Genomic DNA, 25,863 nt, shown 5'->3' with positions numbered 1-25,863 from the left:
GATGGCACTCAAGGCACTGGACATCTACAAGCTCCTCCCCAAGAAGAACTGCAAGGAGTGCGGCGATCCGACCTGCCTCACGTTTGCGATGAAACTCGCCGGCGGGAAAGCGGATGTCGAGCTCTGCCCGTACCTGAGCGACGAAGCAAAATCGGTTCTCGGGGCAAGTACGCGGCCACCCATCCGGCTCATCAGGGTCGGGATGGGCGAGCGCTTCTTCAAGGTGGGAGAAGAGACGGTCCTGTACCGGCACGAGAAGACCTTTTACCACCCGCCCGGCATCGTCTTCCGCGTCAGCGATACGCAGGCACCTGCGGAGATCGCGGCAGTCACCCGCCGGGTGCGGGACGAGACCTTCACCCGCGTTGGCACCGATCTCCGCTTCAGCGGTATTGCCATCGAGAACACGAGCGGATCAGCAAAGACCTTTGCAAAAGCTGTTGCAACCGTGGAGCAGGAGCAGGCCCACCTCCCCCCGGTGCTCATTGCAAAGGACCCTGCAGCGCACGCGGCAGCCCTGGTCCACTGTGGTTCCTACCGGCCGCTCCTCCATGCAGCGACCGGGGAGAACTTCAAGGAGATGTGTGCGCTTGCCAAAAAGTACGGGTGCCCGCTGGTCATCCGGGCGGCAACGCCCGATGGTCTTGCCCGGATGGTGAAGGACTGCACTGCCGAAGGAGTGCAGGACCTTGTGCTTGACCCTGCACCGGAAAACCTCGGGGCATTCCTCACCCGCTCCACGCAGATACGGCAGCTTGCGATCACGCGTTTAGTCCCGGAACTCGGCTATCCCGTGTATCTCGATGCCACCGCGACCGGACAGCAGGACGCGGCGGTTGCACTGGGTATCGTAAAATATGCCTCGGTCATTGTCACGGACCCGCTCTCACCCGGTGCCACAAAGGCCTCGCTCACGCTCCGCCAGAATATCTACACGGACCCCCAGAAACCCATCCAGATGAACCCCGGGCTGTACCGTGTCGGCACACCGGACAAGGACGCACCGGTCCTGATGACGGTGAACTTCTCGCTCACGTTCTTCACGCTCCAGGGTTACCTCGAGTCTACCCGCATCCCCTGCTTCATGCTGATCGTGGACACGGAAGGGCTCTCGGTCCTGACCGCCGTTGCCGCCGGCAAACTCTCCGAGATGCTCGTACGGGACTCGATTAAAAAATTCGGGGTCGAGGACGAAGTAACGCACCGGAAGCTGATCATCCCCGGGTATGCCTCGCCGCTCTCCGGGAGGATCGAGGATGCAACCGGCTGGAAAGTCCTCGTCGGTCCCCGCGATGCCGCGGAGATCGGGGAATTCCTGCACGAGGAGTGGAAAAAGTAGATGCGGACCGTTACCTTCCTCCCCAGTTACCGCAAGATCGATGTCGAACGCGGGACAACAGTCCTCGACGCTGCCCAGCGGGCCGGCCTCTCCATGAACGTGGTCTGCGGAGGCCTGGGCAAGTGCGGAAAATGTATTGTCTACATCCAGTCCGGCCGGGTGGACTTCGACCGCCAGAAGTACGGCCGGTTCTTCACGGAAGCCGAGCTGCAGAAGGGCGCCTGCCTTGCCTGCGAGACAACAATCCAGGGCGACCTTCACGTGGTCGTGCCGGAGAGCACTCTCATCCAGGAGCAGAAGATCCTCGTGGAGGGACTGGACCAGGAGATCGATTTCCGGCCGTCCGTGAAGAAATACTATGTCCAGCTCCAGCCACCAAGCCTTGCCGATCCTTCCCCCGACCTGTCCCGGCTCCTGTGGGGGATCCAGAAAAGCGGGGGGCCGGTGGCGGAGAAGATGTACGTCCCGCTCGAGGTGCTCCGCGAGATGCCGGGAATCCTGCGTCACAGCGACTGGAACGTGACTGCGACCATCGGGCTCGTGCCCGGAGGGTACCGTGTCATCGATCTCCAGGAGAACGATACCTCGAAGAGGGTCTACGGCGCAGCAGTCGACCTCGGGTCGACAACCGTTGTCGTCTACCTCTGGGACCTGGTCACGGGTAAGGTCGTCTGCGTTGCATCCAATTACAACAAGCAGATCAGCTGCGGGGAGGACATCCTGGCCCGGGTCAACTTTGCCCGGAAGAACGGTCTTGTAAAACTCCAGGCCCTTGCCGCGGAGAGCATCAACCAGGCCCTTACTACCGCGTCCAACACGGCAGGGATCGACCGAGAGGACATCTATGAAGTGGTCGTGGCCGGCAACACGGTGATGACCCACATGCTCCTCGGGATCGATCCCGCATACATGATCGCCGAGCCCTATGTTCCGGTCGTCCGCCGGGCGCTCTCCATTGCTGCCAGCCGGCTCGGTATTGCCTGCAACCCGAACGGGGGCGTGTTTGCCTTCCCGGCTGTCAGCGACTTCATCGGCGGCGACATCATCGCTGATATCCTTGCCTGCGGCATGGGCGAGCGGGAAGAGATCTCGCTCCTCGTGGACATCGGCACGAACTTCGAGGTCGTGCTCGGCAACAAGGAGTGGATGTTCTCCTGCGCCGGTGCTGCCGGTCCCGCACTCGAAGGCGGGGAGGTCCTCTTCGGCATGCGGGCAAACCCCGGGGCAATCGAGAAGATCGCGATCGACCCCGTCACGCTGGACCCGAAGTACTCGACCATCAACGGCATCAGGCCCCGGGGCATCTGCGGTTCGGGACTGATCGACCTGCTCGCCGAACTCCTCATCGCCTGCGTGATCGACCGCACCGGCCGGATCAATATGGAGATCAACAACCCCCGCATCCGCAGGAATGCCCACTTCCCGGAGTATGTCATTGCCTGGGCAAAGGAGACGGATATCGGAAAGGACATTGTCATCACGGAGAACGATATCAAGAACCTGATCATGAGCAAGGCCTCGGTCCATGCTGCGTGCCTGAGCCTGATGAAGGAGGCGGGGGTGACCCATAACGAGATTTCCACGATCTATTTCGCAGGTGCATTCGGGAACTACCTGGACAAGAAGAACGCGACCATCATCGGGCTCATCCCGGAGATCGCGATCGACCAGATAATAAACATCGGGAACGGCGCCGTGGCCGGCGCAAACATCGCGCTCATCAACCGCAGGGCGAGAAAGACCCTCGATGATATCGCGTATAAGATTGCTTACATCGAGCTGAACGCGGAAAAATCATTCATGGACGAGTACACCGGCAGTACCTTCCTCCCGCACACGGACCTTACGCTCTTCCCCGGCGTCCAGAAACTTCTCGAATCCTGCCGCACCAGGAGGGAGTAGGCAGCATGGCAAAGATGATCCCCTCGCCCCATTCGCTCGCAACCGGCGTTGGTGCACTGCCCCACACAGACCCGAAGCAGGCGTGCGACGATGTCCTCGCCCTCTTCCCTGATTTCCCGTACATCCCGACCCTCCCGGACCGGGGCCAGCTCGAGAGCATTGTCTTCAACGACTCCGAGCAGCTCCCGGGCCGCCTCATCCGGGAGGACCGGCTCCTCTTCGACAGCACGAAAGACCAGACCGCTGCTATGGAGAAGGTGTACATGGACTTCGTTGAGGGGAATTCTGCCGGTTACGGCCTCCATGTGGAATACGCCTCGGCATTTATCGAGATGCTGTCCCGGAAGGTCCCGCCAACGATCGTCCTGAAATGCCAGGTGACCGGGCCGGTCACGTTCGGTATGCAGGTGGTCGATGCCAACAAGCGGCCGATCTATTATGATTCCCAGCTCGCGGATGTCCTTTCGAAGATGATCGCCCTCAAGGCCCGCTGGTGCGAGCAGGCGATGCGGGATCAGACCGGAGCACAAGAGACACTCGTTGTCTTAAACGAACCCTACCTTGCATCGCTGGGATCGTCCGTTGTCCCGGTAGACCGCGAGACCGTCCGGTCCGGATGGGACGATATCGCTTCCCTTATCGAAGGCGGCCTTGGCATTCACTGCTGCTCCAACACGGACTGGGAGTTCGTCATCGGCCTCTCCCCGTCTGTCATCTCCATGGACGCGTATGCAACCTCAACGGAGTTTCTCCTGTACGCGGATTCCATCATCTCCTACATGGAGAAGGGCGGGGTTGTAGCATGGGGGATCGTACCCGCCGAGCATAAGGTCTTTGCAACGGAAACGGTGGACACACTCAACGCAAAATACCTCGCGATACGCACCCAGCTCTGCGCCCGTATGCCGGAGAAACTCTTCGATGCACAGTCGCTCATCACGCCCAGCTGCGGGATCCGGTTTGCCGACCGCAACGGGTCGCTTGCGATCATGGGAGCGGCAGCAGAGATCTCCCGGCGCATCCGTGCCGGGGAGACGGGCAGCCGCACCTGAAGGACTGACACCATGCCTCCGCACCCGTTCACGATCGCAGTCTCCGGCAAGGGAGGGACCGGCAAGACAACGATCAGCTCCCTTCTCCTCCGCTCGTTCATCGCGCTTGGCGAAACCCCGGTCCTCGCTGTCGATGCCGACCCGAACGCAAACCTCCACGAGGCGCTGGGCGTCGCCGTCCACGAGACCCTCGGGAGCATGCGGGAAGAGGCCTTCTCGCGGAACATCCCTCCCGGTATGAACCGGCACGACTATGTCCGGTTCCGGTTCCGGCAGGCGCTCGTGGAAGCGGAAGGGTTCGACCTCGTGGCAATGGGACGACCCGAGGGGACGGGGTGTTACTGCTTTGCGAACGACCTCCTCTCGGAATGCATGAAGCAGCTGGAACGCGACTACCGCTTCATCGTGATCGACACGGAGGCCGGCATGGAACACATCAGCCGGGGGACGATCGGCAAGCCCGACATGCTGCTCATTGTCAGCGACCCCGGCGCCCGGGGACTGCGGACGATTGCCCGGATCCGGGAGATTGCCACCCAGCTCGGGCTTGAGAAAGAGAAGATCCACGTGGTGTTCAACATGTACAAGACCGGGGCTGCTCCTGTGGATATTGGCGGGGAGCTGCCGATTGCTGTTGTGCCTGAAGATCCCTCTGTTGAGAAGGCGGACCTGGCTGCATCTCCGGTTTCTTTGATTCCATCGGATTCGCCTGCCCGGGTTGCGGTGCGGGAACTTGCGGAGAGGATCCGGGGGATGGCGGGGGAGAGGTGATGGGGATGGCGTTTACGGGAAGGTGTGATAAAAGATGTTACAGCTTATTGCGAGAATGCACCAAATTAAAAATAAAATCACGTGCAATTCTCTGATTTTTACCGAGAGAAATTATCTCGCTTAATTTTTTGCTTATGTTGAATCGCCCGTTCTCCCGGCCACTCACACCTTCGTGGAATAAACCCGCTCATATTGTAAAACGAGATTGCCCTTTTCTTCTTTGACGACAAGCCGGAAGACATCGCCGGGATTGATCTTCTGGGACTTGGCAACTCCAGAGGGGATAGTAAGATCAAGAGAATTAGATCCATAATGAAACCGGGACTTAACGATATTTTCCTTCGCAGGCATACACTCCAGTGTGGGATATGCACATTTAGGGATTAATGTATGCAATGTGCATAAATTTATTTTCTCACCCACCAACATCTCCACCGGTGCCAGGTGAACACAGACAGCACAAGCCCGGATGCCGGCCGTAACAGGGAGCGACAACCTTCGGAACTAGACCTCTTTTCAGATGTGGCGCTCCTCTGCATCCAGTATAATCCGCCAGGCCTCGCCATCATGGCCTCTGAGGAGACTCTCGTTTTTGCCCACCCGGTGCCCGGAGAGGAGCCCTGCTTTTATGTCTGTTACCGGTCCGGGCCTTCAGGCAAGCCGGATGTCTTCCCGTTAGCAGATCGAAACGAGGCAGCCGCATTCATCATCGGGATGACGGACATGAATCTCCAGGGAGCGACAGACGAAGAAAGCCAGCGGATCCGGGAATATTTCCCGGACTTTTTCGGGAGTGGGGACGGATGAGACGAGGGGGGACCGGGTCCGGGGAAATTAACAGGATATACAAAAAAGTTAGCCCGGTCCCGGCTGGTTCCGGATCAGGGCAACTGATCTCTTCAAAGAGGCCGTGGCTTTTCTTCAATATACCTCATCGTGATGTGCAAAGTCCACAAGTGTGATCTGTTCTTTTTTCTTATCCGGTTTATATGTCAGCACATAATGCCCGATATACAGGCGCCGTAAATCCTGCATGATGATTATCAGGAAAACGATCCATTTTTTATATGGTTTCTCGTTCAAAGCTCTGCACGTTGAAGTGCTCAGTGACGTTGAGACTCCATAATTCAGGGAGGATAAACGGCACAGCTGCCGAAGGTTTTTTTTAGAAAAATTTTGGGACTCGGTTTTTTAAGTAAATTCGAGGGCTCCCCGCCTCAGGGCCCCTACGGGTCACGGCGGGGCAGGGAGGTTCCGGCACAGTCAGTAACCGATCCGCCGCGGGGACCGCCGTACGCCGTTGAGAAGATATCAGCCTTCGACTGCATCCCTTCGGGAACAGCCACAGGCTGTAGAGAAGTGATAACTTCGAATGTGGCGGCGTTGCTCATAATTATTGAAAAAAGATCTAAAAAAATAGAGAAAAATTAAAGAAACATTGCCACGGCAATTGTCGTTGTCCAGAGACCGTTCTTGTCCCCTTCCGCTGACTGGCAGATATTCTTGGTCTTGATGATCTTGCCACTTGCCTTGTAGGTCTGTTCGCGTTCCGACCACGCGGCATTCACATCGAACTCGATACCGAGAGTCGTGGCGAGCATGGTCGCCGCGAGGTCTTCGGCATATTCCCCGGTCTTCTTCTCGGTTTCTCCGTACGCGTGGTGTTCCGAAAGGTACCCGTACTCTTCCGAAGCGCTCGGGAGGGCAAGCCCGATGGCCGATGATACGAGACGGTTGGGCTCGTTGGTATCGTTCCTCGCCATGACGCAGAAGGTGATCGCACCGGGTGCAAGTTTCCGAAGACCCGCAGAGCGGGTGATTTGTTTGCATTCAGGCGGGAAGATGCTTGAGACGTACACGAGATTACATTTTTCAATACCGGCCTTTCGCAGGGCCAGTTCAAAAGAGGCTAAACGATCTTTATGGACACCTACCCCTTTGGTGAAAAAGATCTCTTTCGGAACGTACATAGCTCTTATTTTACCGGACACATTTTTTAATTTATTGCTGAAACTGGATTAAAAACCAGAAATACTCGTATTTTTTCCGGAGTTTATGCTATCGCGCCCGCCCATATTGCCCGTTTTTGCCGGAAAAACCGGGTGATGATCAGGACCGGTTGATCTGGTCGATGATGACCGGGAGCTCGTCAAGCCCATCGATGATGAAATCCGCGCCGGGATCCCTGCGGCCGTCCGCAAACCGGTCCCCGTACCGGGCATAGACCGTGCGGATCCCCAGCCGGGCGCAGGGCTCGATATCGCGCCGGATACTGTCCCCGACAAGGAGGGTATTGTCCGGGGAGGCCCGCATCATCTCAAGCGCGGCGAGGAACGGCCCCGGGGCGGGTTTTTTTACCTGCACCAGATCGTACGCAATCATGCCGGTGAAGAACGGCAAAAGGTCGATCTTTTCAAGGCGCAGGGTTGCATCACGGGAGTGCGCATCGGTGACGATGCACATCGGGTACCCCCGTTCGTGCAGCTGCCTCAGGGTCTCTGCGACGCCGGGATAGGGTGAGATATGCCGGAGTTTTTCGGTCTCGTAGATCCTGCAGGCTTTCTTAAAAGTACCGTCGACCGGGATAGTGCGCTCTTCCATGTACTGCCGGATATTTTCATGCGACTCGAACCCGTGCACGGGCCTGAGGAAATACGAGAATAATTCCTCCCCGTCATCATGCCCGAGGAACCGGACAACCTCGCGGCAGGACGCGACCTGTGCCTCAACGAGGTCGAAGAGGGTGTTGTCCATGTCGAAAAAAATCGTGGATACCGGGAGTGAGGGCATACTCATACGTACCGGATTGTTGGCGTGGTATCGTGATGAGGATATTGTTTGCGGTAACGCGGCACCCGGGCCAGCAGGTACCGGAAGCGGTAACCTTTAATTTGACGGGCGATTACCTAATTGATACCATTTGGGGGAATTACTATCGCAGAACCAGTCATGGTACCGGTCATCGCCATCCTTGTCGGGGCTCTCCTGATCGCGATCGGCATCACCTCCGCATCCCCGCTTTCTCCCGGTATCGGGATCATCCTTGGCATCGCGGGGGTTGCAACCGTCCTTGTCGGCATCATCATGCTCTTTGGCCTTGCCAACAAAAAAGAATAATATCCCGCTCTTTTCTTTCCATTCCCCGGTACGGTACCTGCCGGAGTCAACCGGATTCCATTATAACCCGGAAGACCGACAATAAAAAGTGAGTGTGCGGTCTGGACCATGAATGACATATACCTTGTGGAGATCCGGCTCGGCAGGACCAAGTGGCGGGTCCGCCAGACGGTCGCCTCCATTGCCCGGGTATTCGGCATCGGGCAGTTCATGGAACGGCACCCGCACGTGACGCTCTTTGGCCCGATGGAACTGCTGGAGGGCGTCAGCCAGCAGCAGCTCATCGATGCAATCGGCACCGTTGCATCGCACTATGGTCCCGTCCCGTTTACCCTCGACGGTTTTGAGAAGCGCGAAGGCATGCACGGCAGCGTCATTGCTTTTTCTGTACGGCCTTCCGACAGCCTGGTGAGGCTGGTCGCGGAGATGGCCGGGGCATTATTGCCGATCTGCCGCAGCCATAATGCATGGGACGACCGGCCGGAACTGAAATGGTACCATGTGACGGTCGCAAACCACCTGGAACAAAAGAGGGCTTCGGCAGTGTTCCAGGCCCTGCCGGGCCCGGATACCGGGGATGGACAATCAGCGCAACCCGGGGGTTTCCTCTCCGGTCTCCGCACGGCATTCCGTTCTCTCTTTGAATCCGTTGAGGCCCGGAATATCCGGCCCCTCCTCATTGACGAGACCGGGCTCCGGATCTCGCTCATGCACGGGGAAGAGATCCTTGCCGAGTACGATCTCCTGGAAAAATGCTGGCTGCATGACAACCACCGGCATGACAGCCGGTCCTGGAATGAGACATTATCGCGGTTCCGGAAAGATGCGGGGTTCGAGCGCACGGAACCCCGGCTTCAACAACCCGGGGACACCCTCCTCATTGCCGACCTCCACCTCGGTCACGCGAACATCATCCGCTACTGTTCGAGACCGTTCCTCTTCTCCGATCCCGGCGGGATGGATCGGGTCCTGATCGCGAACTGGAACGCCGTGGTTACTCCCGGCACCCGCACCTATCATATCGGTGACCTGTGTTATGGCAGGACTGCCCGTCCCGAACACGAATACCGGGAACACCTTCACGGGGAGGTCACATTCATTGCCGGGAACCACGATGCCCCCGGGCCGGGGGCATGCTCCTCAGCCGTGATTGAACATGCGGGAACGCGGTTCTTCCTTGTCCATGACCCCGCAGACGCCCCGGCAGCGTTTGACGGCTGGGTGATCCACGGCCATCACCATAACAATGACCTCCGTCATTACCCGTTCATTGACTTCGAACACCGGAGGATCAATGTCAGTGCGGAAGTCGCAGGATATGTCCCGGTGAGCCTTGAGGAGACCTGGACGCTGGTACAGTACCGGCTGGCCTCGGGGAACACAAAACCGGTGCTTCTCAATTATCCCGGTACAGAATAAGCGCGGGAGGATCTCATTCTTTGTTTACCGTTTTTTCCGGCATTCTGTCCTCCGGCAACAACACCGCGTTCAGTCGCGTGGAAAGAGGCGGGCTTCTGGATCAAACGCTGAATACTGCTCTTTTTTGTATAAGCACCAATTGAAAAGGTTTATTGTCTTACGTTGGGAATCAGGTTTGAGTGACTATGGAGATCATCAAGATCCCGCGGATGGACAAAGTGGAATATGACAAACTGATCGAGAAAGGGTACATCTGCCGGATCGCATTCCAGGGTGAAAAATACCCGTACATCGCCCCGTTCCTGTATGTATTTGACGGTTCATTCCTCTATTTCCTCTCAACAAAATATGGCAAGAAGATCGAGTATTTCCGGAAAAGCCCCTATGCCTCCGTTGAGATCGAGAAGTTTACCAAGGACCTCTCGTCCTACACGTTCGTCACGCTCCAGGGATACCTGGAAGAAGTGGGCGATTCGATCGAGAAGAAGATCATACGCGACAAATTTGTCGACCTGATTGTCGAGCGCAACCTGTCGTGCAATATCCTTGCCGCACTCGGGCATTCCCCCATGGACGCGCCGGTGGCGATTGCAGAGGAGGACCGTTCCATTGTCTGGAAGCTGGTCGGCGTCAAGGACATCGTGTCGCTGAAGAACCTCTGATCATATCCCCGCTTTTTTATCGTCAAGGGCTTTTTCAAACGCGTCCGGGTCCGTGATCGGCACGGAGCATGCATGGCCCGAACAGAGATAGGCGGTCGTTTTTCCTGGGGTCCCGGCCAGGTCTTTTGTGAACGGCGCAAGGGAAACAAGCAGAGTGTCCGGTCCCGGTGCGGGGCGGAAGATGACCGTGCTGAGGGGGAGGTACCGTGCACGCACGGCAGCAATCATCCGTTCCGTATCCGGCGTCCCCAAATCTCCTGCAATCACGATCTCCTGCGTGGGCCCGGTCGCCCGGTCAACCGCACAGAGGAAGTACCCGTGAGCCGCGGGTTGTTCCTGCACCATCGTCCCAAAGGAGCGGGCGAGCTGGTGCGCATGCTTTTCATGGACCGGGTCCCCGGTGAGCCGGGATAACCGTACCAGGTTGTCGAAGGCAACCGCATTTGACGAAGGGAGTGCCCCGTCATAGATTTCTTTCTTCCGGGAAAAGAGTGACTCGGCTGTATCGGATACAAAGAAAAATCCGCCATGCCGGTTGTCAAAAAAATGTGCCATGAAATGGTTATTGAGCGCGAGGGCATCCGACAGGTATCGCGTATCAAACGTGGTCTCGAACAATTCGATGAGCGCAGTGATGACAAAGGCGTAATCGCCGGCAAAGGCGGGGATCGCTGCTTCGCCATCGCGGTACCGGTGCCAGAGTCCCCCCTCGGGGTCCCGCATGCCGGAGAGCAGGAACGCGGTCGCCCGTTCCGCGGCTGCACGATAGCCGGCATCGGCAAATACCCGCGAGGCTTGCGCCAGTGCAGCAATGAAGAGCCCGTTCCAGTCGGCGAGGACCTTATCGTCGCGTGACGGGCGGGGCCTCAGCCCCCGTGCAGCAAAGAGCCGGGCACGGATGGACGAGAGCCGGGCGTCCAGCTCCTGCCCGGGAATGCCCATGGAGGCAGCGAGGGCATCGGGAGGCAGGGTCCGGTACAGGATGTTTGCCGGACCGTCCCTGCCATCGCCCGGGAAATTCCCTGAAGGCCGTACAGTGAAAACACGGGCAGCGAGCCCCGCGTCGTCCGGCCCAAGCACGGCATCCAGCTCGTTCCGGCACCAGAGATAGAACGCCCCTTCCCCGCCGGGACTGTCCGCATCTTCCGCGGAGAAGAACGCACCTTCAGGAGAGCGGAGATCGCGGAGGACATAAGCAATAATATCCTCAGCAGTGCGCCGGAACCTCTCGTACCCGGTTGCCTGGAACGCTTCGGTGTACACCATCAGGAGGAGCGCCTGGTCGTACAGCATCTTCTCGAAATGCGGCACCCGCCATCCTGCATCCGTGGAATACCGGTGAAACCCCCCGCCCACATGGTCGCAGATGCCGCCGTCCCGCATCGCGTCAAGGGATTTTATCACCATGTCAAGGGCACGGCTCTCCCCGGTGCGGTTCCAGTACCGGATGAGGAAGAGGAGGACATGGGGTGTCGGGAACTTCGGGGCGGTCCCGAACCCCCCGTGCTCCGGATCGAACCGCAGGACCAGTTCCTCGTACCCATCATCGAGGAGCGTGGCATCCGGCTCCTGCCCGCGGGGGGCCGGTTGTCCTGCCGCGAGTGCGCTGATGATCTTCTCCGAAGACACCATAAGCTCGTCGCGCTGCCGGTGCCAGGCCTCCGCGATACGGGGCAGGAGCTCGATGAGGCCGTACACGGAGAAACGCCGTTCCTTTGGGAGATACGTGGCTGCAAAGAAGGGCACCTTATCCGGCGTCATGATGATGGTGAGCGGCCAGCCGCCCTGGCCGGTGACCATCTGGCAGATCTCCATGTAGGTGCTGTCGATATCGGGACGTTCCTCGCGGTCCACCTTGATGCAGATAAAATCCCGGTTGAGCAGCTCCGCCACTTCATTATCCTCGAACGACTCGTGTGCCATCACGTGGCACCAGTGGCAGGTGGCATACCCGATGGAGAGAAAGACCGGCTTATCCTCCTTCCGGGCACGGGAGAACGCCTCGTCGCCCCACGGGTACCAGTCAACCGGGTTCGCTGCATGCTGGAGAAGGTACGGGCTCTTCTCGCCGGCGAGCCGGTTGGAACGAGGGGGTGGCACAGGATTGTTCTCCGCTGACGGTCCTTCCCGCTGCATACCCGCAGATGAGGCGTATGACCATATCAGGCTTTCAGCCGTACCATTCCCGTCTCACAACAATACCGGAGGACTCCAAAAAAGCGGGCGGGATGGGAGGGGACCGGCATTCCGGTCTGCCCTTCGCTGGCATTAAGTGTCATCTGCCCTAACCACTCCTCCGGGATTCCTGATCCGCATGGAAGCACTCTCGTTCTTCATCGTCATTGCAACCGGCATTGTCGTGATGCTCATCTCCACGATGCTGGACCATCTCTGGGCGCAGGTGCTGCCCATGCGGGTCTTCTATTACCTTATCCGGGCACCGGGCGTTGTCGTCCACGAGTGCTCCCACATCCTCGGCTGCGTCCTCACCGGGGCAACAATAACAAAGGTCGTGCTCCTCTCAAAAGACGGCGGTTCGGTCACGTACACGCGGCCGAAACTCCCGGTGCTCGGGGACGTCATCATCAGTTCGGCGCCGCTCTTCTGCATACCGCTCGTCCTGACCGGGCTGACCGGATTCTTTTCCGCGTACCTCGGCTGCACCTTCCCCGCCTTCCCGGCACCCATTGATTCGGCAGGCACGCTGCACAGCCTCGGGATCGATATCGTGGAACTCTTCCGGCAGAACCTTGTTGCGGCCTTCCATCCCTGGTTCCTGCTCTACCTCTACCTCACGCTCAGCCTCGTCCTCTCGGTTGCACCAAGCCGGCAGGACATCAAAAACGCGGCCGTGGGGATCGTCTTAATCGCGCTCTTCGGGCTGCTCATCTTCATGAGCGCCGTCCCTTGGGCAGTCAGCACCCTCTGGCAGGTCACCAGCGTCATCGGCACGGGCTTTGCCCTCGGCCTCGCGTTCGGCCTGGTCGCGTTTGTTATTTCCCTCCCCCCGCTCGCATGGTACGTCTGGACCCACCGGCCATAGCACCGGGAGGATCGATCAGATCGGTATTAATTGATCCGGAGGGATACCTATCAGCACGATATGGTACGCGAAGCCGGGGCTGACAGCAGGACAGAGGACGAGAACGGCACCCGCCTGACTCCGGTCATGCGGCAGTACCGCGAAGCAAAGGAGCAGCACCCGGACACGATTGTCTTCTTCCGCATCGGCGACTTTTACGAGACGTTCGAGGCCGACGCGGAACTGGTGTCCCGGGAGCTGGAGATCGTGCTCACCTCCCGTTCACGGAGCGGCGATAACCGGATCCCCCTTGCCGGTGTCCCGTACCACGCGGTTGACGGGTACATTGCAAAACTGATCGGCAAGGGCTACCGGGTGGCAATCTGCGAGCAGGTCGAGGACCCGAAGACCGCCAAGGGGATTGTGAAGCGCGAGATCGTGCGGGTCATCACGCCCGGCACGGTGATCGATTCCGCGCTCGTCCCCTCGGTCGCGGCCACGTACCTGATGGCGGCATCCCCGGACGCAAAACTGCAGGAATGGGGCATTGCCCTCCTCGACATCTCCACCGGGGAATTCTTTGCAGCCACCACGGCCCACGACCCCGGGCTCGAAGGGCTCCGTTCGGAAATTGCACGGTACCGCCCGGCCGAATGCATCGTGCCGGCATCGCTGCCGGAGCCGGCCCGCCAGCGTATCCGGGACACCGGTGTTGTCGTGACCGTATGCCGGGACGAGCTGTTCGGAGAAGACCGGGCTCGGCAGCACCTGTGCGGGCATTTCCATGTTGCATCGCTTGGCGGATTCGGGTTCGACGGGGCTGCGTGCGCAACCGGTGCTGCGGGCGCCGCGCTGGCCTATGCACAGGAGACGCAGCACGCAACCCTCCCCCACATCAGCGGCCTCTCGATGCGCACCTCCGGCCAGTCCCTGGTGCTGGACGCCGTTACGCTGCGCAACCTCGAAGTCCGTGAGAGCATCCGGGCCGGCACGAAAGGGGCAACCCTCTTTGCCTCGCTCGACCTGACACTGACCCCGATGGGGAGCCGGCTCTTAAACAGCCACCTCACGCGGCCGCTCACGGATATTGCCGCAATCAACCACCGGCTTGACGCCGTGGAATTCCTTGCAGGAAAAACTGCCGCACGGCTCTCCCTCCGGGACCAGCTCAAATCCTGCGGCGACATCGAGCGGATCGCGGCACGCATCGCGTACGGGAACGCCGGCCCCCGTGACCTGGTCGCACTCGCGGAAACGCTCGCTGCCCTTCCCGGGCTCAGGCAGTGCGTAACAGAGATCAACAATGCCGGCCAGCCGGCCCTCGTCTCCGAAGCCCTTGCAGGGATCCGGGATTTGCCGGAGGTCATCGATCTCATCGGGAGGGCGATCACGGACGACCCCCCGGCCATTGCCCGGAACGGGGGGGTCATCCGGACCGGCTATAGCGGAGAACTCGATTCAATCCGCGGCGTCCTGCATTCGGGAAAGGACTGGATCGTCGAGCTGCAGGAGAAGGAGCGGGAAGCAACCGGTATCAAATCCCTCAAGATCGGGTACAACCGCATCTTCGGGTATTACATCGATGTGACAAAGCCCAACGTCCCGCTCGTCCCCCCGCGGTACGAGCGCAAGCAGACCACGGCGACCGGTGAGCGGTACACAATCCCCGAACTACGCGAGAAAGAAGTGCTCATCACGAATGCCGATGAGCGGGTGCTCATTCTCGAACGGGAATTATACTCACAACTCCTCGATACCCTGCGAAAGAGTATCCCCGCATTCCAGTCCATAGCAAACGGGATCGCCGTGCTCGATGTTGCAGCGGCACTCGCGGAAGTGGCACAGGTCCGGAATTACGTGCGCCCGCAGCTCGATGACAGCGACACGATCACCATCCGCGACGGGCGGCACCCGGTGGTCGAGCAGGGCGTGGCAGGAGGATTCATCCCGAACGATACGGAACTCTCCGGCAGCGCCACGCAGATCATGATCATCACCGGCGCAAACATGGCCGGCAAGTCCACGTACATGCGGGCAACGGCGCTCATCTGCATCATGGCGCAGGCCGGCAGTTTTGTCCCGGCACGCCACGCACGCATCGGCGTCCTCGACCGGATCTTCACCCGTGTCGGGGCGTTCGACGACCTGGCGAGCGGCCAGAGCACGTTCTTTGTCGAGATGCTGGAGCTGGCAAACATCCTCAACAACGTCACGCCAAGGAGCCTTGTCATCCTTGACGAGATCGGGCGGGGGACGAGTACCGCGGACGGGTCGTCGATCGCCCGCGCAGTACTCGAATACCTGCACGGGAAATCCGGCGCCGGCCCAAAGACTCTCTTTGCCACGCATTTCCACGAGCTCATTGCGATGGAAGAGCACCTCAAACGGGTAAAAAATTACCACTTCGCGGTGAAGGAGACAAAGGACGAGGTAGTCTTCCTCCGGAAGATCATCCCGGGCGCCACCGACAAGAGTTACGGTATTCACGTAGCGCGGCTCGCCGGCATCCCGAAGAAGGTGACCGAACGGGCGGAGGCGCTGCTTGACGAGAACATGAACGGGCCGGTCAAGGGAGGTACCCGCCCCCAGCGGTATACCCAGATCCTTCTCGTGGATGATCAGGCAAAGGCCCCGGCGGACACGCCCCACCCGGTGCTGGAAGAACTGGGGAACATGAACCCGGACGAGATGACCCCGCTCCAGGCACTCTCGAAGATCACGGAACTGAAGCGGAATCTCGAAGGCAACGGGAGTAACGGATGAAACACGGCAGCACCACACCGGTCATCCGGGTCCTCGACCAGGCAACGGTCAACAAGATCGCGGCCGGCGAGGTAGTGGAGCGGCCGGCCTCGGTTGTCAAGGAACTGGTGGAGAACGCGATCGATGCCGGCGCTCGGTCGATCCGGATCGAGGTCCTCTCTTCACGGACCGACATCACCTCCGTCCGCGTCACCGATGACGGCGCCGGCATGTCGCCGTCCGATGCGCTGCTCGCGTTCACCCCCCATGCAACGAGCAAGATTGTCGGCATCACCGATCTCGACACCATCAGGACCATGGGGTTCCGGGGCGAAGCGCTGGCGAGCATCGCGGCAGTCTCCCGCGTCACCCTCTTCACCCGGCCGAACAACGATGACCTTGCTGCCGGGACACGGATCGTCATCGCCGGGGGAGACGTGATCGAGAATGTCCCGGTGGGTGCGCCCGGAGGAACGAGCGTGCTTGTCGAGGACCTGTTCTACAATACCCCGGCCCGGAAAAAATTCCAGAAGACCAGGAACACGGAACTTGCCCATATCCACGACATGCTGGAGGGCATCTTCCTCGCAAACCCCAAAATCGCGTTCCGCCTTTCAGTAAACGGGTCGGAACTGGTGGTGACGGACAAAAGCCCGTCTTCCCTTGACACGATTGCCCGGATATTCGGTACCGCAGTTGTCCGCGACCTCGTCCCGGTGACGGGAAGCGGTTCGCTCCTGAAGATCACCGGGCACATTTCCCGGCCCTCGCTCTCGCGAAAGGACCATGCCCGGATATTTATCGCGATCAACGGGCGCTACGTCTCCTCCCCGGCGATCACGAATGCGATAAAGGAAGGGTACGGGACCCTGCTCCCGAAAGACCGGTTCCCGGTCGCGTTCCTCTCCCTTGAGACCGGGACCGGCCTGGTCGACGTCAACGTCCACCCCACAAAAAAACTGGTCCGCATCTCACGGGAACCGGAGATCACCCGGGCGGTATGCGATGCCATCAGGGATGCCCTGTCCGGCCACGATCTCATCCCGGACATCCGGTCAGGCCCGGCACTGGCACCGGCCATCACTACCGGCACGTCCCTGCCGGAACAGTCCCGCCCGTACATATATTCATCCATCCAGCCTGGCATTGTCAGCGAACCCACGCATACGGGAACAACAGCCACCGACCGCCAGCTCCGTCAGACCGAACTGGCGGCGGGACCCGTCCCGGCAGGCAGCCTCCCTCCCCTCCGGGTCATCGGTGAATTCGGCGGGATCTATATCCTTGCCACAACCGAGACCGGGGAACTCCTTGTCATCGACCAGCACGCGGCGCACGAACGGATCCTGTACGAGCTCGCGGGCAGGAAAGACGGGAAGGAGAAGCGCGTCCAGGAACTAATCGCCCCCGTGATCCTCCACCGGACTCCCCGCGAGAGCGCGATTCTTGCCGACCTCCTGCCGGCACTCGCAGAGGAAGGGTTCCATATCGAGGAGTTCGGCAGGGACACCTTCGTTGTCCGTGCGATTCCGGTTGTGCTCGGGAAACTGGAGGACACGTCGCTTCTCGAGGACATCATCAGCGACGTGACAAGCCCTGAACGGGGCCAGCGGGTCGATAACCGGGAACGCATCACCCGCATTGTTGCGTGCCGGGGGGCAATCAAGGCCGGGACGGTCTGCACGCAGGAGCAGTGCCAGCGTGTGGCCGACCAGCTCCGGCTCACGAAAAATCCCTTCACCTGCCCGCACGGCCGCCCCACGATGGTACGGTTTTCGAAGGTTGATTTGGATGGGATGTTTAAGCGAACCTGAAGGTTCGCTATAAACTCCTCCGGATGTTTAAGCGGACGTGATGGATTGGAAATTTTAGTCCTGTTGAAATCCTCGATTTATACGCAGTTTGGGAATCCTCTGTGGTAGTTATGAGGGTGACCCCCTCTCTCCCCCAAAGGGGGAGGCAGCCCAAGGGGAGCACCCCTTGACCCCCTTCCGGCATACATGTTTTCCGATTAACCATCTTGCCCAGCGAGGGCCCGACGAGGCGCCCGAGCGACCCCCGTAGGGGGTGGGTGGAATCGTAATTTTATAAAAAAACCTTGACTGTAGCGGCGTTCATCGTTTCGGTGAATACATTCCGGACATATTGTCACATTTTAGAGTTTCCGGTTACATAATCACAGAATTTAAAATCAATATTCCTAAAATGAAAAATCTCCCGTTGCCCTTACCTTCAGGATTATACCCTCTCCCATATTACCCGGGAGTACGAAAAATGCCCGCCCGCAAGAATAAGCCAGAGACTAAACAGATGCATCTCGATGGGACAACACCACCCATTTCTTTTGAAGACAGCGAGCAGGGCATTGCCGCGTTCCGGCAGATGGTACTCTCGCACTACGAGCAGTCCGGCCGCCATGACATGCCCTGGCGCCATACCACCGATCCGTACCATATCCTCGTCTCGGAGATCATGCTCCAGCAGACGCAGGTCGAACGGGTCACCATAAAATACCCGGAGTTCATTGCGGCATTCCCGGACTTTACGGCACTTGCACACGCACCGCTTGCGGATATTCTCCGCGTCTGGCAGGGGATGGGGTATAACCGGCGGGCGATTGCATTGCAGAAATGCGCCATCCGGGTTACTGAGGAATTCAGGGGCATCCTTCCCCGGGATGTTGAAACCCTTGCCACGTTTCCCGGCATCGGCCATGCCACGGCATCGTCCATCGCCGCCTTTGCCTTCAACCTGCCCGTTGTCTTCATAGAGACGAACATCCGCAGGGTCTTCATCCATTATTTCTTCCATGACAGGGACGCGGTGCGGGACGACGAGATCCTCCCGCTTGTCGGAAAAGCGCTCTATCTCGATGACCCGCGGGTCTGGTACTGGGCACTGATGGACCTCGGCACGTTGCTGAAAAAAAGCGTCCCGAACCCGAACCGGAAAAGTGTGCACTATACAAAACAGTCCGCATTCGAAGGCTCCGACCGGCGGATCCGCGGGCAGGTACTGAAACTGCTCCTGTCCCGGGGCGGGACGGCTCCCGCGGCAATCGTCCGGGAACTGGGGGAAGAGAAGAGCCGGGTACTCAGGATCCTTGCTGAGCTCGAAGACGAGGGATTCATCCGGAAGACCGGGACGAAAATTATGCTCGTCTCCTGATTGCAGGCAACGGCAACCAGCCATACGGTCGGACCTGTCTTCTGTAACCATCCAACAATTGATAATACCGGTATGCAATACAACGATCAGGATACGGAGCTTTCGATGATCGGCCTCAGGGATATTCCTGAAGAGACCCGGTGGCGGCTTGCAGCACAGTTCGCCGCACGCCTGCCTGCCATGTACGATACCGCATTCCGCCCGGTTGTTGGCGAACGGTACGACGAGATCGAGCAGGAGGTCTGGATGGGACTCTCCCGTACCGCGTTCACGATTGCCCGGGACCTTTCCCTGCCGGTGGGGAGTGCGCAGGACCTTGCCGAAACGATGCGGATGGTGCTCGTGATTTTGTTCGGCCCCGGCTTTGGGGCCGAAGCCCTCGAAATATCTTCAGACAGGTCGGTGATTATCATCAAGCGGTGCCCGTTCCTGGAGCACGGTGACACTTCCGGGAGTACCGTAAACCCGGCATTCCGGCGGTGCATGGCATTCACCCTGACTGCCACGACGGTCCTCAACAAAGAGTACACCGCCCGTTTTGTCAGGACCATGTGCACCGGGAACCGCCAGTGCGAGATCAAGATTGAAAAGGCAGCGGAACCGAAGGCCGGAACAAAAAAGAAAACGTGATCGTTACTTGAGATAATACCCGATGGCCATGAAGATCAGCCCGAGGTAGAACATCAGCGCAAACGGCCAGGTGAACCCGAGATTGATCGTGTCGAGCCGTTTTAAGTCCTGGACCGCGATCATGACAAAACCGAGAGTAAATAATCCGATGCTGAACTGTGTCCTTGTTGCCTTGTCCATGGGAATGATACCTCCCTACCAGTAATTGACACGGTTTGGGAAAAAAGGTTGTTGTCGGGCTTTTTCCGGCCTGACGATTTTTTGATCCGTCAGAAATTGCCGATGACAAGCGAGTAAAGAGCCGCCGTGGTCCCGGGGGGTGTCTCTACCGGAGCGACCGCGATCTTCTCCTCCGGGTACCCGAGGTTCTCGCAGACCGCGATCTGCAGGGGAATGGCGAGGCGCTGGAGCCGCGAGTACAGTTCATTGACATCGAACTTCGGGTCCGCAAGGAGGAAGACGATCTTCCCCCGTTTCAGTTCCTCGACCGTGTCGGTCATGCCCTTCTCGTGGCCCCGCCCGTGGGCAACGACCACGGATACCCGGGAGAGGGGGATGTGGAGGCGGGAGGTTGCGAGCTGGAGCGAGGAGATGCCCGGGATGACCTCGCCGGTCAGGTACCCGAGGCCGGCAAGCATGGGGTCGCCGGTCGAGAGGATGACCGAGTCCTGCGGGAGCCTGTTCAGGCTCTTGAAATCGTCGATGGACTTGACCCGGCAGGTGGAGCGGAGATAGGGCTTTGCCAGCTCGATTGCCCGCTCCGACCCGTACGCACTCCGGGCCGCCTTCAGTTCCTTTATTGCCTGTTCCGTGAGCAGCCCCGGGCCGCAGCCGACACCAATGATCTTCATGGACTCTCTCCTATGACCTGCCCTTCCCGGTCCACCAGCACCACGCTGATACGGGGATACCGTGCCTTAAACGCGGCAAGGTTCACCTTTACGATCGCAGGAAAGGCCGGGGTGACCGACAGTTCCTCAACGGTCGCGGACCCGGTCCCCTCGAGGACCTGCGGGTTGATATACCGGAGGATGAGAGCGGGGAGGCCAAAAAGGATCGCATCGCCACGGACCGCTTCAACAGACCGTTCGATCTTTCCCCCGATGAGTATCACCTCGCGGTCGGGATACATCAGCCGGGCAAACCGGAGGCCGGTGCGCCCGGTCGTGAGGACCGGGTGTTCCGCAGCCGAGATCCGGTAGATGGTGGAGGAGGTGAGGTGGTCGTCCCAGGGTTCGACAAGGCCCGTGGTGCCGAGGACCGAGATGCCTCCCACGACGCCGATCCGGGGGTTTAAGGTGATCTTCCCGATCTCTTTTCCCTTGGGGATGTGGAGCCGCACCTCGATGCCGGGCTGGCCGGTTGTTCTGAGGGCCTCCTCAACGGATGCCTCGATGCAGGCCATGGCCGGGGGGCTGACCGCAGGAGCGCCGGCCCGGTAGCGCGGGGTATCCCGGGAAAACCTCCCGATGCCTTCCAAAAATGAGAGATGAATGCCATTTTCTTTCCTGACCGCCTCGGCAACAAAGAGGAGGCCGGCCGTGACATCGCCGGGATAATCCCCGGGGATTTTCCTGGCAGTTGCCCGCCCCGCAGCACCCTCGGCGGCAACATCGACGGTCAGCCCGCAGGGGAGCGTGACCGGGACGGACGTGACCGCTGCACCCCCAAGCGAGAGGACCGCTGCCTTGCAGGCCGCTGCGGCAGTCGTGCCGGTGGTGAACCCCCGCACAAGGACGAGGCCCGTTGAGGTGAGAACGGCAAGGCCTTTTTTTACGAGCGCCAGCTTGTCGGGGTCCTGGCACCGCCCGACCCACGCGTCCGGGTATTCAAAGCCGGTGACCGGGTCCCGCATGACCTGAAGCCTCGATATACATGGTGATGCACTCGTTGACCGCGGCAACGGCAACCGGTGTCCCGCCCCGCGTCCCTTCCGAAGAGATCGAGGGGATGTCAAGCGCCCGCAGCACTTCCTTGGACTCGGCGGCGTTGACGAAGCCGACCGGCGCACCGATGATCGCGGCCGGCCGGATGCCGTCGCGGGCCATCGAGCAGAGCGAGAGCAGCGCTGATGGGGCATTCCCGATCACGACAATCGACCCGGGAAGCCGGTCTTTCAGCGCGATGAACCCGGCCGAGCTCCGCGTGATCCCTTTTTCTTTGACGATATCGGCGCCGAAGTCAAGGGCGCAGAGCACTTTGCTCGTATGCCCCTTCTTCTGGATGCCTATCTGGACCATCCGGATGTCGGTGATAATGGGGGCTCCCTGCCTGAGTGCTTCGAGGACCGCTGGGACGGGGTTGTTCACAAACCGCATCAGGTCCGCCATCGCAAAATCGCCGACCGCGATCGAGCACCGCTGCTTCACGCGGTCTTCGGGCGTCTCGTTGCCGATCGCTTCTCGTGCAAGTGCCCGTGACTTTGACGAGATCGCAAAGCCTTCCTGTGTGTCGGCACCAACGTCAATATACGTATTTCCGGTGGTACCCGCGTGGCGTGATGATTCCTTTGACATCGTCTCTCATCCTCCAGATCCTGCTCTCTGTTCCCCCGATGATAACCGTCGTGTGCATGTCAACGGCGTCCATCGATTGTTCCATTGCCCCGAGCGTTGTGACGAGCGTCTTCTCGTCCTCGCGCAGGGCATTTTTAACAATCCCGACCGGTGTCCCCGGCCCAAGATGTTTCCGCGCAATCCCGATGGCCAGCGCAAGGTTGTCCGGCCGGCCCCGGCTCTTCGGATTATACAGGACGACCGGGATCCCGAGCGTGAAGACCGCGTCAAGCCGCTGTTCGATCACGTCAAGCGGCGTGAGAAGGTCGGAGAGGCTGATCACGGCAAAGTCCCCGGAGAGGGGCGAGCCTACCCGGGACGCAGCGGCATTGGCCGCGGTCACGCCCGGGACCACCTCGACCGGGATATCCACGCCTTCGCGCTCCAGCACTTCAAGGACAATGCTTGCCATGCCGTACACCCCGGCATCGCCGCCGGAAACGATCGCGACATGGTTTGTCCGGGCGAGTTCGATCGCCTTTTTTGCCCGGTCCACTTCCTTTCCCATGGTACTGCTGATGACCTGCTTGCCGGCAAGCAGCGGTTCGAGCGGCTTGAGATACGTGGAGTGGCCGAGCACATATTCGGCTTTTGCCACCGCTTTCATGGCACGGGGAGTGATGTACTCCAGCAGCCCCGGCCCGAGGCCGACAATGGCAAGGGTCCCTTTCTCTCCTTTAACGTGCGATGGCAACGGTCACTCTCCCGAAAACTTTCTTTCCCATGACAAGGGTCCTGCTCCCTGACACGGCAAGGGCGCAGGGCTCGGCAACACCAAGGAGCCCGAGCCGGGTTGCCCGCGAGGGGCCGGTGCCTGCCTGTGCGTTTATGGTATCGTCATCAAGGAATATTAAATTCCCGGAAAGCGATGCGACCGCCTCGACAAGGCCGGTCTCGTTGAACTTTTTTTGCGTGGTCGCGTAGATGAGGACGTCCTCCGGTGCGATCCCGTTCTCCGCAAGGGCGGTCCGGACCGCATCCGAGACTTCCTCCGGCCGGATCCCTTTCCGGCACCCGATGCCGACCGAGTACACGCCTTTCCTGACGAGCAGCGAGACGCCGGGACCCGCGAGCACGATGGCAGGACCGTGGACCGCATGGACCGGGATATCGTTCTCCAGCAGCGCTGCGTTCACCTGCCGGGTGGAGTCCCGGTTCAGGACTTCGGTGCCTGTCCGTTCCGCAATAGTCTCGACAGAGTCCCGGCCCCGGGACTCCGTTGCGGTGGTGATGACCGGCACAAGGCCGAGGCCGGCCAGTTCCTTTGCAAGCGAGTTTGCCCCGTGGTGCCCGCCGAGGACCGGCACCGCGAACCGGAGGTCCGGGCTCACGACCACAACCGCAGGATCGGTCCACTTATCGTCCAGCAGCGATGCGATCTTCCGCACCACGATCCCCATCGACATCAGGGCAACGATCCGTTTGCGGCCTGCAAATACCGTGCTGAAAATATCCGACGAGTATTCCACGATATCCGCATTAAGAAATGCCGCGATACGTTCTGCATCCGTGCGGGAATACGGGAACGTGATGACAACCGTGTCGTTCATGAGTAGAGGTGCGATCGCGTGTAGTCGCAGGCGGTCCCGAGCACGGCGTGCCCGACAATGAGCAGGGCCGACCGCGTGATGCCGGCGGATTGTGCTTTCTGTGCGATATCGGCAACCGTGCCCCGGATGATCTGCTGGTCGGGCCACGAGGCGTGGTAGATGACGATCGCGGGCGTGTCTTTCGGGCAGGAGAGCTTTTCCGTGATTTCCGAGAAATGCTCGCTCCCCAGGAAGAACGCGATCGTTGCCGGGACTTTCGAGAGCTCGGGGATGTAATCCACTTCAAGTGTCTTACCCGCAGGCCGGGTGATGATGAGCGTGTCCGCTACGCCCTTTGGCGTGTACTCCGTGGTGAGGGCTGCTGCCGCAGCGAAAACCGATGAGACCCCGGGGACGATCTTCACCGTGAGCCCGGCTTTCTCCAGCTCTGCGATCTGCTCGACAATCGAGCCGAAGATCGCTGAGTCGCCGGAGTGGAGCCGCACGACCCGCTTTCCTTTCTGTGCCCGGTCGATCATGATGGCAACAATCTCGTCGAGCTTCCGGTCCCAGCTGTCCACCTTCTCCTCTGCCGGGCAGGTCTCGACAAGCGCCGGGCTGACGAGCGAGCCCGCGTAGACCAGCACCTCGGCTTTGTCCAGCAGCTTCCTTCCCTTGACCGTGATCAGTTCCGGGTCGCCGGCCCCGGCGCCAACGAACCAGATCACGTTCGCGTCATTATTTACGGGCATACATCACGCTCATGTAATCACTCTTCTCCGGCAGTTCATCGTTCCGGTACACTTTCATGTCATCGAAGAACATCCGCTCGACCAGCACGAACTCGCAATAGTCTTTGGCCCGCAGGCTCTCCGCGGTGGCTTTCGGGTGCCGGACTTTTAAGAGAATCATCGTTTCCGACACCGTACCGTCCGAGACGGTGAAGCCCTGGTTCACCGGCACACCGGCAGCGGCGGCAAACGCGGTGATGGAGCTGATCCCCGGCTCGGTCCGGAACTCAACCTTCGGGTGCGTCTCCGCGATCACGGCACAGAGCCGAGAGAACGTGGAGAAGAAGTTCGGGTCGCCCAGGATCCCGAAGACCGCGAGGCCGTCCTGCGCAACGGGCGCGATCTTCCGTGCGTTCTCCTTCATGCACGAGCGGATCTTTGCCTCATCGTCCGTCATCGGGAAATCGAGCATGACGGGTTCGCGGTACGGGGCCACGAGGTCGTGCGCAATCCGGCCGGGCACAAAGACGGTATCGGCTTCCTTCAGGAGCCGCACCGCACGGAGCGTCAGGAGCTCCGGGTTTCCCGGCCCGAGGCCAAGGCCTACGAGCATGCAGCACCCCGTGCGACAATAATAAAGACGGGATCGATGGGCTTGAACATGATACTGCCGGCAATCCCGTGCGACCGCGAGACCTGCACCTGCACAACTTCACAAAAGAGCCCGAGGTCTTTCAGGACCGTGACTGCGTCCGAGACCGTGGAGAGGAGCACAGCGTTTACCACGATCGTCCGCTTCACTTTCTTTGCGAGTACCGGAAGGATCTTTGCAAGGTGCTTTGTGCCGCCGAGGAATGCGCAGTCGTACACTTCGTTACTTTGCAGGAACGCTGTTGCTTCGGTGCAGGAGAAATTAATATTTTTCACGCCGGCCTCCTTTGCCGTCTTGGTTGCGAGCGTGATCGCTTCGGGGCGGATGTCGATGGCGATCACGGACTTTACTTCGCGGGCCATCGCGACCGAGACCTTCCCGGTGCCGCAGCCGATTTCCAGAACAGTGTCTGTGCTGCGGAGTCCGAGCTTCTGGAGCGAGACTGCCATGATCTCGTCCTGGGTCGGGCCGCCGGGGAGTTTTTCGGGAGGCATTCTGCTCAAGTTTTGTTTGGGGAGGGTATTAAGGGTTGTTTTCGGTTAACGTGCGGTTCGAAATAATGAATCCATCTT

At 59.7% G+C, this 25,863-nt stretch carries 27 protein-coding genes; 13 read left to right on the top strand and 14 right to left on the bottom strand.

Annotated elements, in window-relative coordinates; translation table 11 throughout:
- Position 1 precedes the first annotated feature (1 nt).
- From acsC to M0R30_RS05015, 4 genes are read left to right on the top strand one after another with little or no spacing between them, the layout of a single operon-like run.
- Positions 2 to 1,339 (top strand): acetyl-CoA decarbonylase/synthase complex subunit gamma, encoded by a 1,338-nt coding sequence (acsC, locus tag M0R30_RS05030; protein ID WP_292544164.1) that lies wholly within the window; start codon positions 2 to 4, stop codon positions 1,337 to 1,339.
- Positions 1,340 to 3,241, top strand: coding sequence for an ASKHA domain-containing protein (locus M0R30_RS05025; RefSeq protein WP_292544161.1), 1,902 nt, complete (start codon positions 1,340 to 1,342; stop codon positions 3,239 to 3,241).
- Between the two features lie 5 nt (positions 3,242 to 3,246).
- Positions 3,247 to 4,293 carry a hypothetical protein gene (locus M0R30_RS05020; RefSeq protein ID WP_292544158.1) on the top strand — a complete coding sequence of 349 codons (1,047 nt, stop codon included), beginning with the start codon at positions 3,247 to 3,249 and terminating at the stop codon, positions 4,291 to 4,293.
- A 12-nt stretch (positions 4,294 to 4,305) separates the two neighbouring features.
- Entirely contained in the window at positions 4,306 to 5,064 is a 759-nt protein-coding gene (locus M0R30_RS05015; RefSeq protein ID WP_292544156.1) for an AAA family ATPase, read from the top strand.
- A gap of 162 nt (positions 5,065 to 5,226) precedes the next feature.
- Here M0R30_RS05015 and M0R30_RS05010 read toward each other — a convergent pair whose 3' ends face one another.
- Complete coding sequence (locus tag M0R30_RS05010; RefSeq protein ID WP_292544152.1) at positions 5,227 to 5,415, bottom strand: hypothetical protein; 189 nt, start codon at positions 5,413 to 5,415, stop codon at positions 5,227 to 5,229.
- A 93-nt stretch (positions 5,416 to 5,508) separates the two neighbouring features.
- Between M0R30_RS05010 and M0R30_RS05005 the strand changes: the two genes are divergently transcribed.
- Positions 5,509 to 5,871, top strand: a complete 363-nt coding sequence (locus M0R30_RS05005; protein WP_292544149.1) for a hypothetical protein — start codon at positions 5,509 to 5,511, stop codon at positions 5,869 to 5,871.
- A gap of 419 nt (positions 5,872 to 6,290) precedes the next feature.
- Here M0R30_RS05005 and M0R30_RS05000 read toward each other — a convergent pair whose 3' ends face one another.
- From M0R30_RS05000 to M0R30_RS04990, 3 genes are all read right to left on the bottom strand, one after another.
- Positions 6,291 to 6,455 carry a hypothetical protein gene (locus M0R30_RS05000; RefSeq protein ID WP_292544146.1) on the bottom strand — a complete coding sequence of 55 codons (165 nt, stop codon included), beginning with the start codon at positions 6,453 to 6,455 and terminating at the stop codon, positions 6,291 to 6,293.
- 36 nt (positions 6,456 to 6,491) lie between these two features.
- Positions 6,492 to 7,034 (bottom strand): arginine decarboxylase, pyruvoyl-dependent, encoded by a 543-nt coding sequence (locus M0R30_RS04995; protein ID WP_292544143.1) that lies wholly within the window; start codon positions 7,032 to 7,034, stop codon positions 6,492 to 6,494.
- Positions 7,035 to 7,173: 139 nt separating this feature from the next.
- The gene (locus M0R30_RS04990) at positions 7,174 to 7,860 is read right to left on the bottom strand and encodes an HAD family hydrolase (protein ID WP_292544140.1); all 687 of its coding nucleotides are present in this window, start codon (positions 7,858 to 7,860) and stop codon (positions 7,174 to 7,176) included.
- 114 nt (positions 7,861 to 7,974) lie between these two features.
- Here M0R30_RS04990 and M0R30_RS04985 point away from each other — a divergent pair, with 114 nt between their 5' ends.
- The 3 genes from M0R30_RS04985 (at position 7,975) to M0R30_RS04975 (ending at position 10,262) form a co-directional block, all read left to right on the top strand.
- The gene (locus M0R30_RS04985; RefSeq protein WP_292544137.1) at positions 7,975 to 8,181 is read left to right on the top strand and encodes a hypothetical protein; all 207 of its coding nucleotides are present in this window, start codon (positions 7,975 to 7,977) and stop codon (positions 8,179 to 8,181) included.
- 108 nt (positions 8,182 to 8,289) lie between these two features.
- Positions 8,290 to 9,600: a 2'-5' RNA ligase family protein gene (locus tag M0R30_RS04980; protein WP_292544134.1), complete on the top strand. Its 1,311-nt coding sequence runs from the start codon at positions 8,290 to 8,292 to the stop codon at positions 9,598 to 9,600.
- 185 nt (positions 9,601 to 9,785) lie between these two features.
- Positions 9,786 to 10,262: a pyridoxamine 5'-phosphate oxidase family protein gene (locus tag M0R30_RS04975; protein WP_292544132.1), complete on the top strand. Its 477-nt coding sequence runs from the start codon at positions 9,786 to 9,788 to the stop codon at positions 10,260 to 10,262.
- On the opposite strand, the gene M0R30_RS04970 is transcribed toward M0R30_RS04975, so the two are convergent.
- Complete coding sequence (locus M0R30_RS04970) at positions 10,263 to 12,398, bottom strand: thioredoxin domain-containing protein (protein ID WP_292544129.1); 2,136 nt, start codon at positions 12,396 to 12,398, stop codon at positions 10,263 to 10,265.
- A 178-nt stretch (positions 12,399 to 12,576) separates the two neighbouring features.
- Between M0R30_RS04970 and M0R30_RS04965 the strand changes: the two genes are divergently transcribed.
- The 5 genes from M0R30_RS04965 to M0R30_RS04945 all read left to right on the top strand — a co-directional run bounded on the left by M0R30_RS04965 (position 12,577) and on the right by M0R30_RS04945 (position 19,824).
- A complete protein-coding gene (locus tag M0R30_RS04965; protein WP_292544126.1) occupies positions 12,577 to 13,305 on the top strand; it encodes a hypothetical protein in 729 nt (242 codons plus the stop codon).
- 60 nt (positions 13,306 to 13,365) lie between these two features.
- A complete protein-coding gene (gene mutS / locus M0R30_RS04960) occupies positions 13,366 to 16,047 on the top strand; it encodes a DNA mismatch repair protein MutS (RefSeq protein WP_292544123.1) in 2,682 nt (893 codons plus the stop codon).
- The gene (gene mutL / locus M0R30_RS04955; RefSeq protein ID WP_292544121.1) at positions 16,044 to 17,840 is read left to right on the top strand and encodes a DNA mismatch repair endonuclease MutL; all 1,797 of its coding nucleotides are present in this window, start codon (positions 16,044 to 16,046) and stop codon (positions 17,838 to 17,840) included. The genes mutS and mutL overlap by 4 nt, the downstream gene beginning before the upstream one ends.
- 460 nt (positions 17,841 to 18,300) lie before the next feature.
- Positions 18,301 to 19,194 (top strand): A/G-specific adenine glycosylase, encoded by an 894-nt coding sequence (locus M0R30_RS04950; protein ID WP_292544119.1) that lies wholly within the window; start codon positions 18,301 to 18,303, stop codon positions 19,192 to 19,194.
- 72 nt (positions 19,195 to 19,266) lie between these two features.
- On the top strand, positions 19,267 to 19,824 hold the full coding sequence (locus M0R30_RS04945; RefSeq protein WP_292544116.1) for a hypothetical protein: 558 nt from the start codon (positions 19,267 to 19,269) through the stop codon (positions 19,822 to 19,824).
- A gap of 3 nt (positions 19,825 to 19,827) precedes the next feature.
- Here M0R30_RS04945 and M0R30_RS04940 read toward each other — a convergent pair whose 3' ends face one another.
- From M0R30_RS04940 to M0R30_RS04900, 9 genes are all read right to left on the bottom strand, one after another.
- The gene (locus tag M0R30_RS04940) at positions 19,828 to 20,004 is read right to left on the bottom strand and encodes a hypothetical protein (protein ID WP_292544113.1); all 177 of its coding nucleotides are present in this window, start codon (positions 20,002 to 20,004) and stop codon (positions 19,828 to 19,830) included.
- A gap of 89 nt (positions 20,005 to 20,093) precedes the next feature.
- Positions 20,094 to 20,675, bottom strand: a complete 582-nt coding sequence (locus M0R30_RS04935; protein WP_292544111.1) for a cobalt-precorrin-7 (C(5))-methyltransferase — start codon at positions 20,673 to 20,675, stop codon at positions 20,094 to 20,096.
- On the bottom strand, positions 20,672 to 21,679 hold the full coding sequence (locus M0R30_RS04930) for a cobalt-precorrin-5B (C(1))-methyltransferase (protein ID WP_292544108.1): 1,008 nt from the start codon (positions 21,677 to 21,679) through the stop codon (positions 20,672 to 20,674). Before M0R30_RS04930 ends, M0R30_RS04935 begins: the two co-directional genes overlap by 4 nt.
- Positions 21,654 to 22,340, bottom strand: coding sequence for a precorrin-8X methylmutase (locus M0R30_RS04925; protein WP_292544106.1), 687 nt, complete (start codon positions 22,338 to 22,340; stop codon positions 21,654 to 21,656). Before M0R30_RS04925 ends, M0R30_RS04930 begins: the two co-directional genes overlap by 26 nt.
- The gene (gene cobJ, locus M0R30_RS04920) at positions 22,288 to 23,073 is read right to left on the bottom strand and encodes a precorrin-3B C(17)-methyltransferase (RefSeq protein WP_292544104.1); all 786 of its coding nucleotides are present in this window, start codon (positions 23,071 to 23,073) and stop codon (positions 22,288 to 22,290) included. Before cobJ ends, M0R30_RS04925 begins: the two co-directional genes overlap by 53 nt.
- Complete coding sequence (gene cbiG, locus M0R30_RS04915; RefSeq protein WP_292544102.1) at positions 23,057 to 23,929, bottom strand: cobalt-precorrin 5A hydrolase; 873 nt, start codon at positions 23,927 to 23,929, stop codon at positions 23,057 to 23,059. Before cbiG ends, cobJ begins: the two co-directional genes overlap by 17 nt.
- Positions 23,926 to 24,660 (bottom strand): cobalt-precorrin-4/precorrin-4 C(11)-methyltransferase, encoded by a 735-nt coding sequence (locus M0R30_RS04910; RefSeq protein ID WP_292544100.1) that lies wholly within the window; start codon positions 24,658 to 24,660, stop codon positions 23,926 to 23,928. Before M0R30_RS04910 ends, cbiG begins: the two co-directional genes overlap by 4 nt.
- The gene (locus M0R30_RS04905) at positions 24,647 to 25,252 is read right to left on the bottom strand and encodes a cobalt-factor II C(20)-methyltransferase (protein ID WP_292544098.1); all 606 of its coding nucleotides are present in this window, start codon (positions 25,250 to 25,252) and stop codon (positions 24,647 to 24,649) included. The genes M0R30_RS04910 and M0R30_RS04905 overlap by 14 nt, the downstream gene beginning before the upstream one ends.
- Positions 25,243 to 25,785, bottom strand: coding sequence for a methyltransferase domain-containing protein (locus tag M0R30_RS04900; RefSeq protein ID WP_292544095.1), 543 nt, complete (start codon positions 25,783 to 25,785; stop codon positions 25,243 to 25,245). The genes M0R30_RS04905 and M0R30_RS04900 overlap by 10 nt, the downstream gene beginning before the upstream one ends.
- Between the last annotated feature and the right edge of the window lie 78 nt (positions 25,786 to 25,863).

Source organism: Methanoregula sp., assembly GCF_023227875.1.
In the GTDB taxonomy this organism is placed as follows: domain Archaea; phylum Halobacteriota; class Methanomicrobia; order Methanomicrobiales; family Methanospirillaceae; genus Methanoregula.
Note: the sequence above shows the minus strand (reverse complement) of the source record. Positions and strands in the feature narration are given on the sequence as shown.

Bases quoted from the DNA above. Each gene is read 5' to 3' on its own strand.
- acsC (WP_292544164.1), top strand. From the start codon at position 2: ATGGCACTCAAGGCACTGGACATCTACAAGCTCCTCCCCAAGAAGAAC.
- M0R30_RS05025 (WP_292544161.1), top strand. From the start codon at position 1,340: ATGCGGACCGTTACCTTCCTCCCCAGTTACCGCAAGATCGATGTCGAA.
- M0R30_RS05020 (WP_292544158.1), top strand. From the start codon at position 3,247: ATGGCAAAGATGATCCCCTCGCCCCATTCGCTCGCAACCGGCGTTGGT.
- M0R30_RS05015 (WP_292544156.1), top strand. From the start codon at position 4,306: ATGCCTCCGCACCCGTTCACGATCGCAGTCTCCGGCAAGGGAGGGACC.
- M0R30_RS05010 (WP_292544152.1), bottom strand. From the start codon at position 5,415: ATGCCTGCGAAGGAAAATATCGTTAAGTCCCGGTTTCATTATGGATCT.
- M0R30_RS05000 (WP_292544146.1), bottom strand. From the start codon at position 6,455: ATGAGCAACGCCGCCACATTCGAAGTTATCACTTCTCTACAGCCTGTG.
- M0R30_RS04995 (WP_292544143.1), bottom strand. From the start codon at position 7,034: ATGTACGTTCCGAAAGAGATCTTTTTCACCAAAGGGGTAGGTGTCCAT.
- M0R30_RS04990 (WP_292544140.1), bottom strand. From the start codon at position 7,860: ATGAGTATGCCCTCACTCCCGGTATCCACGATTTTTTTCGACATGGAC.
- M0R30_RS04980 (WP_292544134.1), top strand. From the start codon at position 8,290: ATGAATGACATATACCTTGTGGAGATCCGGCTCGGCAGGACCAAGTGG.
- M0R30_RS04975 (WP_292544132.1), top strand. From the start codon at position 9,786: ATGGAGATCATCAAGATCCCGCGGATGGACAAAGTGGAATATGACAAA.
- M0R30_RS04970 (WP_292544129.1), bottom strand. From the start codon at position 12,398: ATGCAGCGGGAAGGACCGTCAGCGGAGAACAATCCTGTGCCACCCCCT.
- M0R30_RS04965 (WP_292544126.1), top strand. From the start codon at position 12,577: ATGGAAGCACTCTCGTTCTTCATCGTCATTGCAACCGGCATTGTCGTG.
- mutS (WP_292544123.1), top strand. From the start codon at position 13,366: ATGGTACGCGAAGCCGGGGCTGACAGCAGGACAGAGGACGAGAACGGC.
- mutL (WP_292544121.1), top strand. From the start codon at position 16,044: ATGAAACACGGCAGCACCACACCGGTCATCCGGGTCCTCGACCAGGCA.
- M0R30_RS04950 (WP_292544119.1), top strand. From the start codon at position 18,301: ATGCCCGCCCGCAAGAATAAGCCAGAGACTAAACAGATGCATCTCGAT.
- M0R30_RS04945 (WP_292544116.1), top strand. From the start codon at position 19,267: ATGCAATACAACGATCAGGATACGGAGCTTTCGATGATCGGCCTCAGG.
- M0R30_RS04940 (WP_292544113.1), bottom strand. From the start codon at position 20,004: ATGGACAAGGCAACAAGGACACAGTTCAGCATCGGATTATTTACTCTC.
- M0R30_RS04935 (WP_292544111.1), bottom strand. From the start codon at position 20,675: ATGAAGATCATTGGTGTCGGCTGCGGCCCGGGGCTGCTCACGGAACAG.
- M0R30_RS04930 (WP_292544108.1), bottom strand. From the start codon at position 21,679: ATGCGGGACCCGGTCACCGGCTTTGAATACCCGGACGCGTGGGTCGGG.
- M0R30_RS04925 (WP_292544106.1), bottom strand. From the start codon at position 22,340: ATGTCAAAGGAATCATCACGCCACGCGGGTACCACCGGAAATACGTAT.
- cbiG (WP_292544102.1), bottom strand. From the start codon at position 23,929: ATGAACGACACGGTTGTCATCACGTTCCCGTATTCCCGCACGGATGCA.
- M0R30_RS04910 (WP_292544100.1), bottom strand. From the start codon at position 24,660: ATGCCCGTAAATAATGACGCGAACGTGATCTGGTTCGTTGGCGCCGGG.
- M0R30_RS04905 (WP_292544098.1), bottom strand. From the start codon at position 25,252: ATGCTCGTAGGCCTTGGCCTCGGGCCGGGAAACCCGGAGCTCCTGACG.
- M0R30_RS04900 (WP_292544095.1), bottom strand. From the start codon at position 25,785: ATGCCTCCCGAAAAACTCCCCGGCGGCCCGACCCAGGACGAGATCATG.